The organism is Bradyrhizobium sp. LB14.3, from assembly GCF_040547985.1.
GTDB lineage: Bacteria > Pseudomonadota > Alphaproteobacteria > Rhizobiales > Xanthobacteraceae > Bradyrhizobium.
In genome coordinates, this window is sequence record NZ_JBEPQT010000017.1 from 49,840 (window position 1) to 65,657 (window position 15,818).

Consider the following 15,818-nt stretch of genomic DNA (forward strand, 5'->3'; position numbering starts at 1 on the left):
GCGCGTCATTGCGAGAGTGTCTCTCCCTCTCCCCTCGTCATTGCGAGGAGCGCAAGCGACGAAGCAATCCAGAGTCTCTCCGCAGAAAGATTCTGGATTGCTTTGCTGCGCTCGCAATGACGTGTGGATGGGCGTTAATTCCTCATCCTGAGGAGCGCGCTCTTGCGCGCGTCTCGAAGGATGAAGGCCCGGGCCCTTGCCCTTCGAGACGCTGCTTCGCAGCTCCTCAGGGTGAGGGTAAGAGAGTACGAATGACGGCCTACAGCGCGCCCTTTGCCAGCCGCCGCATTACCTCGTCGAGCTGGTCGAGATTGCGATAGTTGATCTGGACGGAGCCGCCGGGGTCGCGGTGGCTCACGGTGACCTTGAGGCCGAGCGCGTCGCTGACGCGCTTCTCCAGGTCGACCGTGTCTGGGTCCTTTTCCTTCGCCCCCGTGCGCGCCTTCTGCGGCTTGCGTTCCGGCACGCCCTCTTCATGCGCCAGCGCCTCGGTCTGGCGCACGTTGAGGCCCTCTTCGACGATGCGCTTGGCGGCCGTGAGCGGATCGGGCACGCCGATCAGCGCACGGGCGTGACCTGCGGTCAGCTCGCCGCTCGTGATCAAGGCTTGCACCTCGTCGGGCAGCTTCGTCAGCCGCATCATGTTGGCGATGTGGCTGCGGCTCTTGCCGACGACTTTGGCGATGTCGTCCTGGCTGCGTTTGAACTCGTTGGCGAGCGCGTGATATCCGAGCGCTTCTTCCATCGGGTTGAGGTCTTCGCGCTGCACGTTCTCGACGATCGCGAACTCCAGCGCATCGCTGTCGCTGATGTCGACCGGCACGATCGGCACTTCATGCAGGCCGGCCATCTGCGAAGCACGCCAGCGACGCTCGCCGGCAATGATCTCGAAGCGGTCCTGCACGCCCTTCACCGGACGCACCACGATCGGCTGGATCACGCCATGCTGCTTGATGGAGTCAGAGAGCTCCTTGAGCTCGGCCTCCGAAAAGGCGCGGCGCGGGTTGCGCGGATTGGGCTTGATGAATTCGATCGGCACCTTGCGCTGCGCGCGCGGGCGGTCGACATGCTGAGCCTCGCCGCCGACGTCCCCGATCAGACTCGCAAGACCCCGGCCCAATCGCGAACGCGCTTCATCGGCCATCGTCAGCTCCCTTGGATTCACGGTGCAGCACTCCAGAACTGAATTCTCGAAACTTGTAGGATGGGTAGAGCGAAGCGAAACCCATCGCTGTTGGCGCGTTCGATGATGGGTTTCGCTGCGCTCTACCCATCCTACGAATTAGCGCAGCTTCAATGCGTCGTCCGCAGCTCGCGCTCGCGCTGGATCACTTCGGTGGCGAGCCGCAAGTAAGCTTCGCTGCCGACGCATTTGAGATCGTAGACCAACACCGGCTTGCCGTAGGACGGCGCCTCCGAGATGCGCACGTTGCGCGGGATCATGGTCTTGTAGACCTTTTCGCCCATGAACTGCCGGACGTCGGCAACGACCTGGTTCGAGAGGTTGTTGCGCGAGTCGAACATGGTCAGCACGATGCCGTGGATCGACAGGTTCGGATTGAGCGTCGAGCGCACCTGCTCCACCGTCTGCAGCAATTGCGACAGACCTTCGAGCGCGAAGAACTCGCACTGCAGCGGCACCAGGATCGCGTCGGAAGCCGCCATCGCGTTCACAGTGATCAAGTTGAGCGAGGGTGGACAGTCGATCAGCACGTAGGTGTAATCGGCGTCGGGCGAGACGTTGTTGTTGAGCGTGCTGATCGCGTCACGCAGCTTGTAGGCACGACCGGGCGTGGTGCCGAGCTCGAGCTCGAGGCCGGAGAGATCCATGGTCGAGGGCGCGATATGCAGCCGCGGCACGGCAGTCGACACCACCGCTTCTCGCAGGCTCGCCTCGCCCACCAGAACGTCATAGGTCGAGCAGGAGCGGTTGCGGCGATCGATGCCGAGGCCAGTCGAGGCGTTGCCCTGCGGATCGAGATCGACGATCAGGACGCGTTCGCCAATCGCCGCGAGCGCCGTGCCGAGATTGATCGCCGTGGTTGTCTTTCCCACGCCGCCCTTCTGATTCGCCAGCGCCAGGATGCGCGGATGGCCCTGGGGGACGGCGGCGGTCTGTTCCTGCTGCGGTTCGTCAATCACGCTCATCGCAAATTCCCCACTCGACCCCTGAACGCCTCACCCGCGCCGTTCGGCGGAAGCCAGCTCGACGATCCAACCGTCACCTGTCCGGCTTTGGTGGAGCTGCGGCTGAATATTCCAATATTTAGTGGCTTCGGTCAATTCAGACTCTACATCTTGACCCTTGAGAAACAACGCTTTTGCGCCCTGGCGCATCAGCGGCTCCGCAAAGCCGATGAGCTGGTGTAGCGGAGCCAGCGCACGCGCGGTGACGCAATCGACCGGGCCGGTGATTCTATCCACATTATCCCTGATCTCGGCGAGATGTACGACTCCCGGAGATGTCGTGACGCGAATAGCTTCGCGCAGGAAGGCCGCCTTCTTGGCGGTTCGCTCGACCAGATGGACGCTCGCCTCGGCGGTCCCCGCCATGGCGCAGGCGAGGACGACCCCAGGAAAACCGCCGCCGCTGCCGAGGTCGGCCCAGCGTTTGGCCGACGGCGCGAGCGCCACGAGCTGAAGCGAGTCGGCGATGTGCCGGGTCCAGAGATGCGGCAACGTCGAGGGCGCGACGAGGTTGGTCTTGGCTTGCCATTCCCGGAGCAGTGCGATGTAGCGATCGAGCCGGGCTTCCGTTTCATGTGAAACGGGCGCGAGCTTGAGCGCCGCGATCTTGTCGGCAGCGACGATGGAGTCCAGCGACTGATCGTTGGCGCTGGCCTTGTCGAGCTTCGGCCTGATCGGCGCCGGTTCGGAGCGAAGACCAGTGCCCTCGCCCGCCGAGGGTTTTCCTGATGACGATCTGCCGCCGCCCGGCCCGCGTTGTTTCACGTGAAACGCCTATGCGATTGCTTTGGAAGCCTTCCGCGCCTCACGGCGAAGATAGGCCGCGAGGATGCCGAGCGCCGCCGGAGTCATGCCGTCGATCCGGCCGGCCTGGCCGACGGTGAACGGCCGCGTCTTCTCCAGCTTGGCCCGGACCTCATTGGAAAGACCGGGGACCTGCTGGTAATCGACGTCCGACAGCACCATCCCCTCATCCCGCCTGAAGGCTTCGACGTCCGCGCTCTGGCGCTCCAGATAGACATCGTACTTGGCATCGATCTCGAGATGGGTCGCAATGACGGGATCAATGGCAGAGAGCTGCGGCCAGATCGCGCGGACCTGGCTCCAGCCGATGTCGGCATACGCCATCAGCTCGAAGGCCGATCGACGCTGGCCATCCCGGTTCAGGGACTGCCCGTGCTTGATGGCTTCGTTTGGGGTGATCGTCAGTGACTTCGATAGCACTCGTGCCGCATTCAGAGCGTCCATCTTGGCCCGATGATGCAGCGTTCGGGCGCAGCCAACACAGCCCAAGGCGATGCCCTTCTCGGTCAGACGCTGATCGGCATTGTCGGCGCGCAGCGTCAGCCGGTACTCGGCCCTTGAGGTAAACATCCGATACGGCTCGCTGATGCCGCGAGTGACGAGGTCGTCAATCATCACACCGAGATAGCCATCGGCACGATCGAACACCGTCAGTTCGGCGCCGCTGGCGGCCAGCGCCGCATTCAGCCCGGCCACGATGCCCTGGCCGGCGGCTTCCTCGTAGCCGGTCGTGCCGTTGATCTGCCCGGCCAGGAATAGACCGCGAAGTCGCTTGGTCTGGAGAGTCGGATCGAGTTCCCGGGGATCGACGTGGTCGTATTCGATGGCATAGCCCGGCCGGACCATCTTCACCCGCTCCAGGCCGGGAATGGTTGCGAGGATGGCGAGCTGGACCTCCTCCGGCAGCGAAGTCGAGATGCCGTTGGGATAGACGGTGCTATCGTCGAGACCTTCCGGCTCCAGGAAGATCTGGTGACCGTCGCGATCGCCGAAGCGAACGATCTTGTCCTCGATCGAGGGGCAATAGCGCGGTCCGGAGCTCTTGATCTGGCCGGAGTACATCGGGGAACGATGCACATTGGCCCGGATCACCTCGTGGGTCGCGGACGTGGTCCGGGTGATCCCGCACTGGATCTGCGGCGTGGTTATCCGCTCGGTCATCACCGAAAACGGCTCCGGAGGCTCGTCGCCCGGCTGCATCTCGACGGCAGACCAGTCGATCGTCGTACCATCCAGACGCGGCGGAGTCCCCGTCTTGAGCCGTCCAAGGGTGAACCCGGCTCGCTCAAAGGAGGTCGAAAGGCCGATCGCAGGAGGCTCGCCAACCCGGCCGGCCGGCCAGTTCTTCTCACCGAGATGGACCAGGCCGCGGAGGAAGGTGCCGGTGGTGACGACCACGGCCCCTGCTCGAAGTTCGCGCCCATCCGCTAGACGCAAGCCGGTCACGCGGCCCTCGATCACGATCAGCTCGTCCGCCTCGCCCTCGACAACGGAAAGACCCTCGGTCTCCCGGATCGCCGTCTGCATCGCGGCGGCATAGAGCTTTCGGTCCGCCTGCGCGCGCGGTCCACGGACAGCCGGTCCCTTGCGACGGTTGAGAACACGGAACTGGATTCCGCCGGCATCGCCGACGCGGCCCATCAGACCATCAAGGGCATCGACCTCACGAACCAGATGGCCCTTGCCGAGACCGCCGATGGCGGGATTGCAGGACATCGCGCCGACCGTGGAGAATCGATGCGTCACCAGAGCGGTCGCTGCGCCCATGCGGGCAGAAGCAGCCGCGGCCTCACAGCCGGCATGACCGCCGCCAATCACGATGACGTCGAAGCTCTCTCGCTCTGTTCGCATAGGCGGACTTGTATCCCAGAGACCGGGAAGCCGGAAGTGGAAACTGAATGAGGACGCTGTTTCACGTGAAACGGAACTTCGAGGCCAGAACGCTCTTCGTGAAAACAACCCCATGCACAGTAGACAGTGCCTTGTTCCGCCTCCTGTTTTTCACGAAGCAGAACGAGTCAAAGAGCCAATGTTTCACGTGAAACACATGGAACTCCACTCTTCCTCAGCCAAAGTCCAAAGAGTGGAACAAGAGCTGGTCCTACAATCTAGTCCTACAATGAAGAACTAGCCCTACTTTCCGATACAGAATTTCTGGAAAATCGCCCCGAGGACGTCCTCGACGTCCACCCGACCCAACAGCCGGCCCAAGGCATAGGCGGCAGCACGCAGTTCTTCGGCGGCAAGCTCCTCGCCCTCTTCTATAAGCTCCAGACTCCGGCGCAAGCTGTCCGATGCCCGGCCTAACAGATCCCGCTGGCGGGCCCGGGTCACTAAGGCCCCCTCGGTCGTTCCGAAGAAGTCCGCGGCGAATTTCACGAGGGCATCGACCAGCTCGGGAATGCCGTCGCCCCGGCTCGCTGAGATTCCGAACTCGCCGCGCGGCCTGGCGTCCTTGACCCCGCTGAGATCGATCTTGTTGCGCACGATCCAGACCGAGCCGCTGGAGGGACTGCTCCCGCTGCCGGACTTCCCCAGCGACCCCATCGTGTCCGGATCGACAGCGCTGCCACCCTCCACCAGCCACAACACGAGGTCGGCGTCTTCGGCCCGCGCTCGCGCCCGGCGGACTCCCTCCTGCTCGACCGGATCATCGGTCTCGCGAATGCCGGCGGTGTCGATCACCGTGACGGGATAGCCGTCGAGATCGAGCTGCACTTCGATCACATCACGTGTCGTGCCGGCATGCGGCGAGACGATCGCGACGTCGCGGCGCGCGAGCTGGTTGATGAGTGTCGACTTGCCGACATTCGGCTCGCCCGCAATCGCAACCACCAGACCGTCGCGCAGACGTTCAGCTTGTCCCTGTCCCGCAAGGACTTCTGCGATTTCACCATGCAGGGCCCTGATCGCCTTGACCGCAGGCGCCCTCAACTCGGCGGGCACATCGCCCTCGTCGGAAAAATCGATGCCGGCCTCGATCAAGGCCGAGGCCTCGATGATGCGCTCACGCCAGTCGCGCGCGCGATTGCCGAGGAGGCCCTGCAACTGCCGTAGCGCCTGGCGGCGCTGGCGGTCGGTGTCGGCATGAATGAGATCGTCGAGGCCCTCCGCCTCGGTCAGATCGAGCTTGCCGTTCTCGAACGCGCGCCGCGTGAACTCGCCGGGCTCTGCGGCGCGCATGTTCGGAATTACGGAAATAGCGGCGAGGAGTGCGGCCAGCACCGCGCGGCCGCCATGGACGTGAAATTCGGCGACGTCCTCGCCAGTCGCGCTGGCCGGCCCCGGGAACCACAGCACCACCGCATCGTCGATCGGCTGGCCCGCGCCGTCACGAAGCAACCGGCGGCTGGCCTGCCGCGGCGCCGTCAGCTTGCCTGCCAGCGTCGTTAGCGCCAGGCTGGCGCCTAGCCCGGAGACACGCACCACCGCGAGCGCGCTCGGCGGGCGGCCGGACGACAATGCAAAGATGGTCTGGTCTCGCGGATGCATGGCCTATTTGTCCGGCTGATGGGGAAAAGGCAAACGTCAGTTTCGGGCGACGCATCGGGTGGTTTTGCTGCACCAATTCCCGCAGCAAAATCCATATTGCGATGCAATATGTCCGGGACGAGGTTTGCTATAAAATTGCTCGCCGCCGATTAAAGTGGCATTCCAGAATTCTATTATTACTAAAATAATATCAAAGACTTATGATAAAATCGGGTTAAGCCGAAAATGCCCAACCATGCTGCACCTTCGCTGCAACAAAGCCGCACAAAAGAAAAGGGCGCCCGGAGGCGCCCTCTGATTTCCACGCTGCACCTGGCTCAGGTGTTCATCGAGTCGAAGAACTCGGAATTGCTCTTGGTCGAGCGCAGCTTGTCGAGCAGGAAGTCGATGCCATCCATCGTACCCATCGGGTTCAGGATGCGCCGGAGCACGTACATCTTCTTCAGGACCAGTGGATCGGTGATCAACTCTTCCTTGCGGGTGCCGGAGCGGGAAATGTCGATCGCCGGGAAGGTCCGCTTGTCCGAGACCTTGCGGTCGAGGATCAGCTCGGAGTTACCGGTGCCCTTGAACTCTTCGAAGATGACTTCGTCCATGCGGCTGCCGGTATCGACCAGCGCGGTCGCGATGATCGTCAGCGAGCCGCCCTCCTCGATGTTGCGGGCGGCACCGAAGAAGCGCTTCGGGCGTTGCAGCGCGTTGGCGTCGACACCGCCGGTCAGCACCTTGCCGGATGACGGCACCACGGTGTTGTAGGCGCGCCCGAGGCGCGTGATCGAATCGAGCAGGATCACGACATCGCGGCCATGCTCGACCAGGCGCTTGGCCTTCTCGATCACCATCTCGGCGACCTGGACGTGGCGCACCGCCGGCTCGTCGAAGGTCGAGGAGACGACCTCGCCCTTCACCGAGCGCTGCATGTCCGTGACTTCTTCCGGACGTTCGTCGATCAAGAGCACGATCAGATAGCACTCAGGATGATTGTGCGCGATCGAATGCGCGATGTTCTGCATCAGCACCGTTTTACCGGTGCGCGGCGGCGCGACGATCAGCGCGCGCTGGCCCTTACCGATCGGCGCGACGATGTCGATCACCCTCGCAGACAGGTCTTTCCGCGTCGGATCGTCGATTTCCATGCGGAAACGCTGATTCGGAAACAGCGGCGTGAGATTGTCGAAATTGACCTTGTGCTTGGCCTTTTCCGGGTCCTCGAAATTGAGCGTGTTGACCTTCAGCAGCGCAAAGTAGCGCTCGCCCTCTTTCGGGCTGCGGATGTGGCCTTCGATGGTGTCACCGGTGCGCAGGCCAAAACGGCGGATCTGCGAGGGCGAAACGTAGATGTCGTCCGGGCCCGGCAGATAATTCGCATCAGGCGAGCGGAGGAAGCCGAAGCCGTCGGAGAGAACCTCGACGACGCCTTCGCCGACGATGTCGGTCTCGGCGATCGCAAGCTGCTTGAGGATGGCAAACAACAGCTCCTGCTTGCGCATGGTGCTGGCATTCTCGACCCCGTTCTCTTCCGCGAACGAGACGAGCTCGGCCGGCGTCTTCGACTTGAGGTCCTGGAGTTTAATTTCCCGCATTGGGGTGGTCCTGTGGGGTAACCTGGGGAGGGGTGCGAGGAGGCTCTGAAGTGCGGACGCGAGAATGTAAGGTCCGCAGGTCTGGCAAGGAGAGCGCCGGTGAGGCTTCAAACCTGATGGGGTGTCCGGCTTTTGGAAAGCTCAGACACAACCACATCCGCCTGCGTTGGGTGGGATATCGCTAATATAGAAAATCGGCTCACACTCCGCAAGCCGAAGCGCTGAGCGATCGTTCGCGAATCCTTGCCTAGAACGGCTTCACGATCACCATGATGACGATCAAAATCATCAGAGCAGTTGGTACCTCATTGATAATCCGATAGAATTTCTGGCTTCGTGGACGCCGGTCCGCGGCGAAATCCTTCAACCAGCGCGAAAAAAAGCCGTGGACCGCCGACATCGCCAGGACCAGCGCCAGTTTTACGTGCAGCCAGCCGAAGGTGAACCAATGACCGGCCCACGCGAGATAGAGCCCGGCGAGCCAGGTGACGATCATGGCGGGATTGATGATCGCCTTGAACAGGCGCCGTTCCATGATCTTGAACGTTTCCGACTGCTTCGAGCCGACCTCGGCTTCGCAATGATAAACGAACAGCCTTGGCAGGTAGAGCATGCCCGCCATCCACGAGATGACGGCGATCACATGCAGCGCCTTGATCCAGAGATAGACGTCTTCGAACATTTTTCTGCGTCCGGATTTCTGCCGAGGCAAGGGAACTGGGGATAGTAAGAACCCGTTAAGGTCTTGCCTGCACACTTATCCGTCCGTAGCGCCCTTCTCCAATAAGAATCTTAGATTCTTAAGGTTTGAGTCTATGTGACGGTGAATTGGACTCACACAATTCAGTCCGCCCGTTGCCACGCGCTTATTCACATCCATCAACATATACCCGATCGCTCTGGTCGCTTTCGATAAGTCGACCAGCTTCAAAGGCTTGCGCGTTTCTGTCGGCAGCTTATCAAGGGGGTTATCGGCCCAATCCCGTTTCCCTTTCGGCAGGGCGTCGAACTTGTTCTCAGGGGCAGTGGTGTGAAGAAAGTTGGCGGTTATCCCGTCCCTGCTGTCGCACATCCGTTTCCGAGCGGTTAAGCTCCACAGAAATCCACAAACCACACCGCCTTCATACAAAGAGCTTTTGTGCCGACCTCGAACAATTATTTCCATCTGCACCTCGTCTCCGACTCCACCGGTGAGACGCTGATCACGGTCGCACGCGCCGTTGCCGCCCAGTACGCCAACGTTACCCCGGTCGAGCATGTCTATCCGCTGGTGCGCAGCCAGAAACAGCTCGATCGTGTGCTCGACGAGATCGAGGAAGCGCCGGGAATCGTGCTGTTCACGCTGCTTGAGAAGGACCTGGTTTCCAGGCTCGAGGACAAGTGCAAGGGGATCAATGTTCCGAGCCTGTCGATCATCGGCCCGGTGATGCAATTGTTCGAGGCGTATCTCGGAGCTGCCACGACCGGCCGGGTCGGCGCCCAGCACGTGCTCAATGCCGAATACTTCAAGCGCATCGACGCGCTGAACTACACCATGATCCATGATGACGGTCAGCATGTCGAAGGGCTCGACGACGCGGACGTGGTGCTGGTCGGTGTCTCCCGCACCTCCAAGACTCCGACGTCGATCTACCTTGCCAATCGCGGCATCCGCACTGCCAACGTGCCGCTGGTTCCGGGCATTCCGGTTCCCTTGCAATTGGAAACGTTAACGCGACCGCTGGTCGTGAGCTTGCATGCGACGCCGGAACGCTTGATTCAGGTGCGCCAGAACCGCCTGCTTTCGATGGGCGCCGATTCCAGCAGCGACACCTATATCGACAGGCAGTCAGTCGCGGAGGAGGTCGCATTCGCCCGCAAGCTGAGCGCCAAGCACGATTGGCCGCTGCTCGACGTCACGCGGCGCTCGATCGAGGAAACCGCCGCGGCGATCATGAAGCTCTATAGCGATCGCCAGCGTAACCGGCCTTCTCAATAGTCTTGGGATTAATCTTGCGATGGGTCTGTGGCTCGGCAAATCTTCGTTGATCCTGGCCTCGCAGAGCAGCGCGCGAAAGATGCTGCTGGCCAATGCCGGGCTCGAGTTCAAGGCGATCACGGCTGATATCGACGAGCGCGGTATCCAGGCTGCCTCGGGGCTTTCGAGTCCGGGCGAGATCGCCCTGCTGCTGGCGCGCGAAAAGGCCAGGGCAGTCTCGGCCAATCATGCAGGAAGCACCGTCATCGGTGCGGATCAAACGCTGGCCCTTGGCGATCGCCTGTTCAACAAGCCTGCGGGGCGCTCCCAAGCGCTGGCGCAATTGCGCGATCTCTCCGGCAAGTGCCATGAGTTGAATTCCGCCGTGGCGATAGCACGCGATGGCGAGATCATCTTCGAGGACGTCTCGGTCGCCCGCCTGTCCATGCGGCAAATGACCGAGGCTGAGCTTTCGGCCTATCTCGACGTCGCCGGCGATGCAGTCGCCACCAGCGTCGGCGGCTACCAGCTCGAAAGCCTGGGTATCCATTTGTTCGAGCGTATCGAGGGCGACCACTTCACCATTCTCGGCCTGCCGCTGCTGCCGCTGCTTGCGTTCCTGCGGCGCGAGCGGCTAGTTGCGGTGTGAATGGCAGATATGGCTGGGCACTGATGCGAATCCTGGGACTGACCGGCTCGATCGGGATGGGCAAATCCACCACCGCGAAATTATTCGAGGAGGCCGGCGTCCCCGTCTACGATGCCGATGCGGCCGTGCATCAGCTCTATGAGGGCGAAGCTGCGCCCGCGATCGAGGCCGCCTTCCCCGGCACCACCGCGAACGGCAAGGTCGATCGGCCGAAACTGTCGGCGCGTGTGGTGCACGATCCCGCCGCCATCAAGCAGCTCGAGAAGATCGTCCATCCGATGCTCGGCGCTTCTCGAAACAAATTCTTCGCCGACGCCGCTGACGCGCCGGTCGTGGTGCTGGACATTCCGCTGCTGTTCGAGACGGGCGGCGAGACGCGGGTCGATGCCGTGGTCGTCGTGACGACGTCTCCGGAACTCCAGCGCGAGCGGGTACTGGCGCGCGGCACGATGGACGAGGCCAAGCTCGACGCCATTATCGCCAAGCAGACGCCCGACGCGGAAAAGCGCAAGCGTGCCGATTTCGTGGTGGATACCTCACACGGACTCGAACCGGTGCGCGCCCAAATCGCGCACATCCTCGCCGAGGTCGTTAAGATGCCGCAGCGGCGAGCCTGATTCGCCGCCTTACACGGCTTCCTGAATCATGCGCGAAATCGTTCTCGACACCGAAACCACCGGCCTCGATCCGCTGCGTGGAGATCGCCTGGTCGAAATCGGCTGCGTCGAGATGTTCAATCGCATGCCGACGGGGCAGAGTTTCCACGTCTACATCAATCCCGAAAGGGACATGCCGGCGGAAGCCTTTGCCGTGCACGGGCTGTCGGCCGAGTTTCTGACGACGAAGCAGCTGTTTCACGAGGTCGTCGACGAGTTTCTGGAGTTCATCGGCGACGCGCCGCTGGTGATCCACAACGCCTCGTTCGACATCAGTTTCATCAACGCCGAGTTGGACCGGATCAAGCGCGCGGCGATCCCGCGTGAGCGGCTGGTCGATACGCTGCTGCTGGCGCGGCGCAAGCATCCCGGCGTGTCGAACCGGCTCGACGATCTCTGCTCGCGCTATGCGATCGACAATTCACGCCGAACCAAGCACGGCGCGTTGCTCGACGCCGAGTTGCTTGCGGAAGTTTATGTCGATCTGGTCGGGGCGCGGCAATCGCAGCTGCTCCTGGCTTCGGAAGCCGAGGAGATGCGCGTCAATGGTGCTGCCGATGCGCCGCGGCGGCAGCGGCCGGTGCCGCTCACGCCGCGGATTTCAGACGCCGAGCGCGAGGCCCACCGGGCCTTCATCGCGACCCTCGGCGACAAGGCGATCTGGAAAGAGTTCTTGCCCGCTCCAGCCGCCGCTTCGGCCGGTTAGGCCTGACCGGCCGGCGGAGCGGCCATTTGCCGCTCCATGTTCTGACGATAGAGACCGACGAAGTCGACCGGATCCAGCATCAGGGGCGGGAACCCGCCGTCGCGCACGGCGGTCGCGATGATCTCACGGGCGAACGGGAACAGCAGGCGCGGGCATTCGATCATGACCAGCGGATGCAGATTGTCCTTCGGCACATTGGAGATCCGGAACACGCCGGCATAGGCGAGTTCGAACGAAAACATGATCTTGCCGGCGGTCTCGGCCTTGCCCTCGACCGACAGGGTCACCTCGAACTCCTGTTCGCTGAGGTTGTTGGCGCTGACATTGATCTGGATGTTGATCTGGGGCGGCTGGCTCTGCTGCTGGAGCGAGCTGGGCGCGTTCGGATTTTCGAACGAGAGATCCTTGGTATATTGCGCCAGCACGTTGAGCTGGGGAGCCTGGGCCGCTTCGGGAGGGGTGCCGTTACCGTTGGTCATAAGAGTGTCTCCTTACCCGATTGGGCTGAATTTCGCGGCGGTTGGCTAACATAGGGCTACCTCGTTCCACAAGGACGAACGGTCCCGGATGGGGAATTCAGGCCGCGCCGACAGCGGTGTCGTTCACCCCCACCGATCCAGCCAAGTCGCGCCTTAAACGATTGAAGATGCGCGATTTCCGGGCAGGATCGGGTTTCCCCTTAAGCATAAAACGCGCTACACTCGGTGCTGTGCCAAAAGGCGCCATTGGCCGGGCCAGGTTTCGTGCCTACATCCCACGGACCTGACGCGCGGACCTAAAATGGTGACGTAGACTTGCCGTTTCCGTGTGGAACGGTCTACTGGCCGGATCGATTTTCCCGGCAACGACCCCTTCGGGACGGCTCCTTATCTACAGAAGACTAGAAAGCGAATACGACGTGGACATCTACACCATCATCTTCCTGGCGCTGGCGGTCTTCATCTTTCTGAGGCTGCGCAGTGTGCTGGGGCAGCGCACGGGCAACGAACGGCCGCCGTTCGACCGTAACGCGCTCCAGGGTGCCCAGGACAAGAACGTCGTGACCATGCCGGGCAAGGTCATCGACCAGGCCCCGTTGGCGCCGACGGCCGAGCCGGCCCCGCCTTCCGACCGCTGGAAGGGCCTGACCGAGCCGGGCACCGTGCTGGCGCAGGGCCTGGACGGCATCGTCGAAAAGGATTCCACCTTCGATCCACGCCATTTCATCTCCGGCGCCCGTGGCGCCTATGAGATGATCGTGCTGGCCTTTGCCAATGGCGACCGCCGCGCGCTGCGCGACCTGTTGTCGTCGGAGGTCTATGACAGCTTCGATGCCGCCATCAAGGAGCGCGAGAAGAACGAGCAGAAGACCGAGACGCGCTTCGTCTCGATCGACAAGGCCGAGCTCGTCGGCGCCGAGCTGCGCGACCGTACCGCCCAGCTCACGATCCGCTTCGTTTCGCAGATGATCTCGGCGACCCGGGACAAGGCCGGCAACATCGTCGACGGCAGCGCCGATACCGTCGCCGACATCACCGACATCTGGACTTTCGCCCGCGACATCACCTCTCGCGATCCGAACTGGAAGCTGGTTGGCACCGGAAGCGCGAATTAAGGCTTTCCTGAAGACCAGCGCGACGGCGCTTTGCGCAGCTGTCGTCGCGCTATCGTCGTTTTCGCTCGGCGCCGAGGCGGCGCGGCGCCACTATCGCAGCCATCACCATCATCTCCCGGAATTGCCCGCCGCGCCGCCGCGGGCCTTGCCGTATCCGCAGCTTCCCCTGCCATTCGGAATCCCTGGCGCGCAATATCTGCCGCTGGCCTGGGCCGACGTAAAGGGCTGGAGCGACGACGCTCATCTCGCCGCCTATAAGACGTTTCGCGCGAGCTGCCGTCCGATCAGCGCGCAGACCGGCGCTCCCGAACCGAAGGCTTTGGGGGCCTCGCTGAGCGAACCCTGTCGGGCAGCGAAATCACTTGAGCTTGCTGACGACGCGAAAGCCAAAACCTTCTTCGAGGAGAATTTCGCGCCGTTGCGCATCTCCCGCCTCGGGGAGCCCGATGGTTTCGTCACCGGCTATTACGAGCCGGTGCTGGAGGGATCGCGCACGCAGACCGATGTCTACAACGTCCCGGTCTATCGCCGACCCTCGAACCTGTTCGTGCGCGGCTACAAGCAGGATTCGGTCAGCCTGCCCAACAAGGGCCCGGTGTATCGCAAGATCGGTCGCCGCAAGCTCGTGCCGTATTACGACCGCGCCGAGATCGAGGACGGCAAGATCGCCGGCCGCGGACTTGAGATTGCCTGGCTGAAGGACCCGACCGATCTGCTGTTCGCCCAGATCCAGGGCTCGGCGCGGATCAAGTTCGACGACGGCGGCACGGTCCGGCTCAACTACGACGCCTATAACGGCTATCCCTATACGGCGGTCGGTCGCATCCTGATCGAGCGCGGCATCATTCCGAAGGAAGAGATGTCGATGCAGAAGATCAGGGAGTGGATGGCGCAGACCCCTGACGGCGCCAGGGAGCTGCGGCGCCAGAACCGTTCCTACATCTTCTTCTGCGAGGTCAATCTGTCCGACAAGGACGAGGCGGTCGGCGCGCAAGGTATTCCGCTGACGGCCGGCCGCTCGATCGCGGTCGACAAATCGCTGCACGTCTACGGTACCCCGTTCTTCATCGAGGGTGAGCTGCCGATCGATTCCGAACGCGCGAAGACGCCGTTCCATCGCTTGATGATCGCGCAGGACACCGGCTCGGCCATCATCGGACCCGCGCGTGCCGATCTTTATTTCGGCGCAGGGCAGGAGGCTGGCCGGGTCTCCGGGCGGCTGCGCCATGCCATGCATTTCGTGATGCTGGTGCCGAAGAGCCTCGATCCCACAGTGCGCGGCGCGCGGCTGCCGGTGCCGGATCCGCGGCCCTCGGAGAAGATCGCAAAGCTGTTTCCGCAAACCGAGCCTGCGAAGGATTCCGCCAAGGATCCGAGCAAGGATCCGACCAAGGATCCGACCAAGACGGCGGCTCCGGCCGCAGCCGTGACACAAGGCAAAGGTGAGACGGTCGCTGTCGCCAACCCGGTCCCGCTGCCGGCGCCGCGCCCGCTGATAGAGCCTGTTCGCGAGCCGCGGCGGCCGGTGAAAAATCATCCCCATCGGCAGCAATGAAGCGATCGTCCCGTCCGCCCGTGCCGGAGCCTCGTCCCTCGCCGCGCCGTCGCGCGCTGAGCGAGGAAGAACGCGCGCTGTGGGATACGATCGCAAAGCAGGTCAAGCCGCTGAGGAAGCATCGCGCGGCGAAGGCGCAAGCTGCGCCGCGCACGGAGCCTTCACCCGCCGCGCCTGCCGCGCGGCCTGCGCCATCGCCGCGTCCGATCGCTGCCGTCCCGGCGCCGCGCGTCGCAAAACCGGCCATTCCGCCGCTGGCGCCGCTTGGGAAGCGTGAGCGAACGAAACTCTCGCGCGGGCGCAGCGAGATCGAGGCGCGCCTCGATCTGCACGGCATGACCCAGTTGCGCGCCCATCGCGCGCTGACCGGATTCCTGCACCGCGCTCACCATGACGGCCTGACCTTCGTGCTCGTCATCACCGGCAAGGGGCGAAGCGGCGGCGAAAGCGGCGTGCTGCGCCGCCAGGTGCCGGAATGGCTGAGCCTGCCGGAATTCCGTACCTTCGTCGTCGGCTTCGAGGAAGCCGGTATCGGCCATGGCGGCGAGGGCGCGCTCTACGTGCGGATTCGCCGGGCGAGATTTTAACCGCGCGCTTGAAGAGCGCGGCGGGCGAGGGCTCTCTCCTTTTGGAAC

At 62.9% G+C, this 15,818-nt stretch carries 15 protein-coding genes; 7 read left to right on the top strand and 8 right to left on the bottom strand.

Features of this window, described 5'->3' with window-relative positions:
- Positions 1 to 259: 259 nt before the first annotated feature.
- From ABIB00_RS26505 to hemJ, 7 genes are all read right to left on the bottom strand, one after another.
- A complete protein-coding gene (locus ABIB00_RS26505) occupies positions 260 to 1,144 on the bottom strand; it encodes a ParB/RepB/Spo0J family partition protein (RefSeq protein WP_354106392.1) in 885 nt (294 codons plus the stop codon).
- A gap of 149 nt (positions 1,145 to 1,293) precedes the next feature.
- On the bottom strand, positions 1,294 to 2,148 hold the full coding sequence (locus ABIB00_RS26510) for a ParA family protein (protein ID WP_247448231.1): 855 nt from the start codon (positions 2,146 to 2,148) through the stop codon (positions 1,294 to 1,296).
- Between the two features lie 30 nt (positions 2,149 to 2,178).
- Positions 2,179 to 2,862 (bottom strand): 16S rRNA (guanine(527)-N(7))-methyltransferase RsmG, encoded by a 684-nt coding sequence (gene rsmG, locus ABIB00_RS26515; RefSeq protein ID WP_502917887.1) that lies wholly within the window; start codon positions 2,860 to 2,862, stop codon positions 2,179 to 2,181.
- 99 nt (positions 2,863 to 2,961) lie between these two features.
- Positions 2,962 to 4,842, bottom strand: a complete 1,881-nt coding sequence (mnmG, locus tag ABIB00_RS26520) for a tRNA uridine-5-carboxymethylaminomethyl(34) synthesis enzyme MnmG (protein WP_354106394.1) — start codon at positions 4,840 to 4,842, stop codon at positions 2,962 to 2,964.
- A 282-nt stretch (positions 4,843 to 5,124) separates the two neighbouring features.
- On the bottom strand, positions 5,125 to 6,483 hold the full coding sequence (mnmE, locus tag ABIB00_RS26525; RefSeq protein ID WP_354106395.1) for a tRNA uridine-5-carboxymethylaminomethyl(34) synthesis GTPase MnmE: 1,359 nt from the start codon (positions 6,481 to 6,483) through the stop codon (positions 5,125 to 5,127).
- 317 nt (positions 6,484 to 6,800) lie between these two features.
- The gene (gene rho / locus ABIB00_RS26530; RefSeq protein WP_247448236.1) at positions 6,801 to 8,066 is read right to left on the bottom strand and encodes a transcription termination factor Rho; all 1,266 of its coding nucleotides are present in this window, start codon (positions 8,064 to 8,066) and stop codon (positions 6,801 to 6,803) included.
- Between the two features lie 247 nt (positions 8,067 to 8,313).
- Positions 8,314 to 8,748, bottom strand: a complete 435-nt coding sequence (hemJ, locus tag ABIB00_RS26535; protein WP_354106396.1) for a protoporphyrinogen oxidase HemJ — start codon at positions 8,746 to 8,748, stop codon at positions 8,314 to 8,316.
- A gap of 456 nt (positions 8,749 to 9,204) precedes the next feature.
- On the opposite strand from hemJ, the gene ABIB00_RS26540 reads away from it, so the two are divergent.
- The 4 genes from ABIB00_RS26540 to dnaQ are packed head-to-tail and all read left to right on the top strand — an operon-like array spanning position 9,205 to position 12,034.
- A complete protein-coding gene (locus tag ABIB00_RS26540) occupies positions 9,205 to 10,044 on the top strand; it encodes a pyruvate, water dikinase regulatory protein (protein ID WP_354106397.1) in 840 nt (279 codons plus the stop codon).
- A 19-nt stretch (positions 10,045 to 10,063) separates the two neighbouring features.
- Entirely contained in the window at positions 10,064 to 10,672 is a 609-nt protein-coding gene (locus ABIB00_RS26545; protein ID WP_354106398.1) for a Maf family nucleotide pyrophosphatase, read from the top strand.
- A 23-nt stretch (positions 10,673 to 10,695) separates the two neighbouring features.
- A complete protein-coding gene (coaE, locus tag ABIB00_RS26550; RefSeq protein WP_247352576.1) occupies positions 10,696 to 11,289 on the top strand; it encodes a dephospho-CoA kinase in 594 nt (197 codons plus the stop codon).
- A 28-nt stretch (positions 11,290 to 11,317) separates the two neighbouring features.
- On the top strand, positions 11,318 to 12,034 hold the full coding sequence (gene dnaQ, locus ABIB00_RS26555; RefSeq protein WP_354106399.1) for a DNA polymerase III subunit epsilon: 717 nt from the start codon (positions 11,318 to 11,320) through the stop codon (positions 12,032 to 12,034).
- Here the strand turns inward: dnaQ and secB are convergent.
- The gene (gene secB, locus ABIB00_RS26560; RefSeq protein ID WP_247352580.1) at positions 12,031 to 12,513 is read right to left on the bottom strand and encodes a protein-export chaperone SecB; all 483 of its coding nucleotides are present in this window, start codon (positions 12,511 to 12,513) and stop codon (positions 12,031 to 12,033) included. The genes dnaQ and secB overlap by 4 nt on opposite strands.
- 419 nt (positions 12,514 to 12,932) lie before the next feature.
- On the opposite strand from secB, the gene ABIB00_RS26565 reads away from it, so the two are divergent.
- The 3 genes from ABIB00_RS26565 to ABIB00_RS26575 are packed head-to-tail and all read left to right on the top strand — an operon-like array spanning position 12,933 to position 15,770.
- Positions 12,933 to 13,628, top strand: a complete 696-nt coding sequence (locus ABIB00_RS26565; protein WP_247352582.1) for a Tim44/TimA family putative adaptor protein — start codon at positions 12,933 to 12,935, stop codon at positions 13,626 to 13,628.
- Positions 13,606 to 15,183: a murein transglycosylase A gene (gene mltA / locus ABIB00_RS26570; protein ID WP_354106400.1), complete on the top strand. Its 1,578-nt coding sequence runs from the start codon at positions 13,606 to 13,608 to the stop codon at positions 15,181 to 15,183. The genes ABIB00_RS26565 and mltA overlap by 23 nt, the downstream gene beginning before the upstream one ends.
- A complete protein-coding gene (locus tag ABIB00_RS26575) occupies positions 15,180 to 15,770 on the top strand; it encodes a Smr/MutS family protein (protein WP_354106401.1) in 591 nt (196 codons plus the stop codon). The genes mltA and ABIB00_RS26575 overlap by 4 nt, the downstream gene beginning before the upstream one ends.
- Positions 15,771 to 15,818 lie beyond the last annotated feature (48 nt).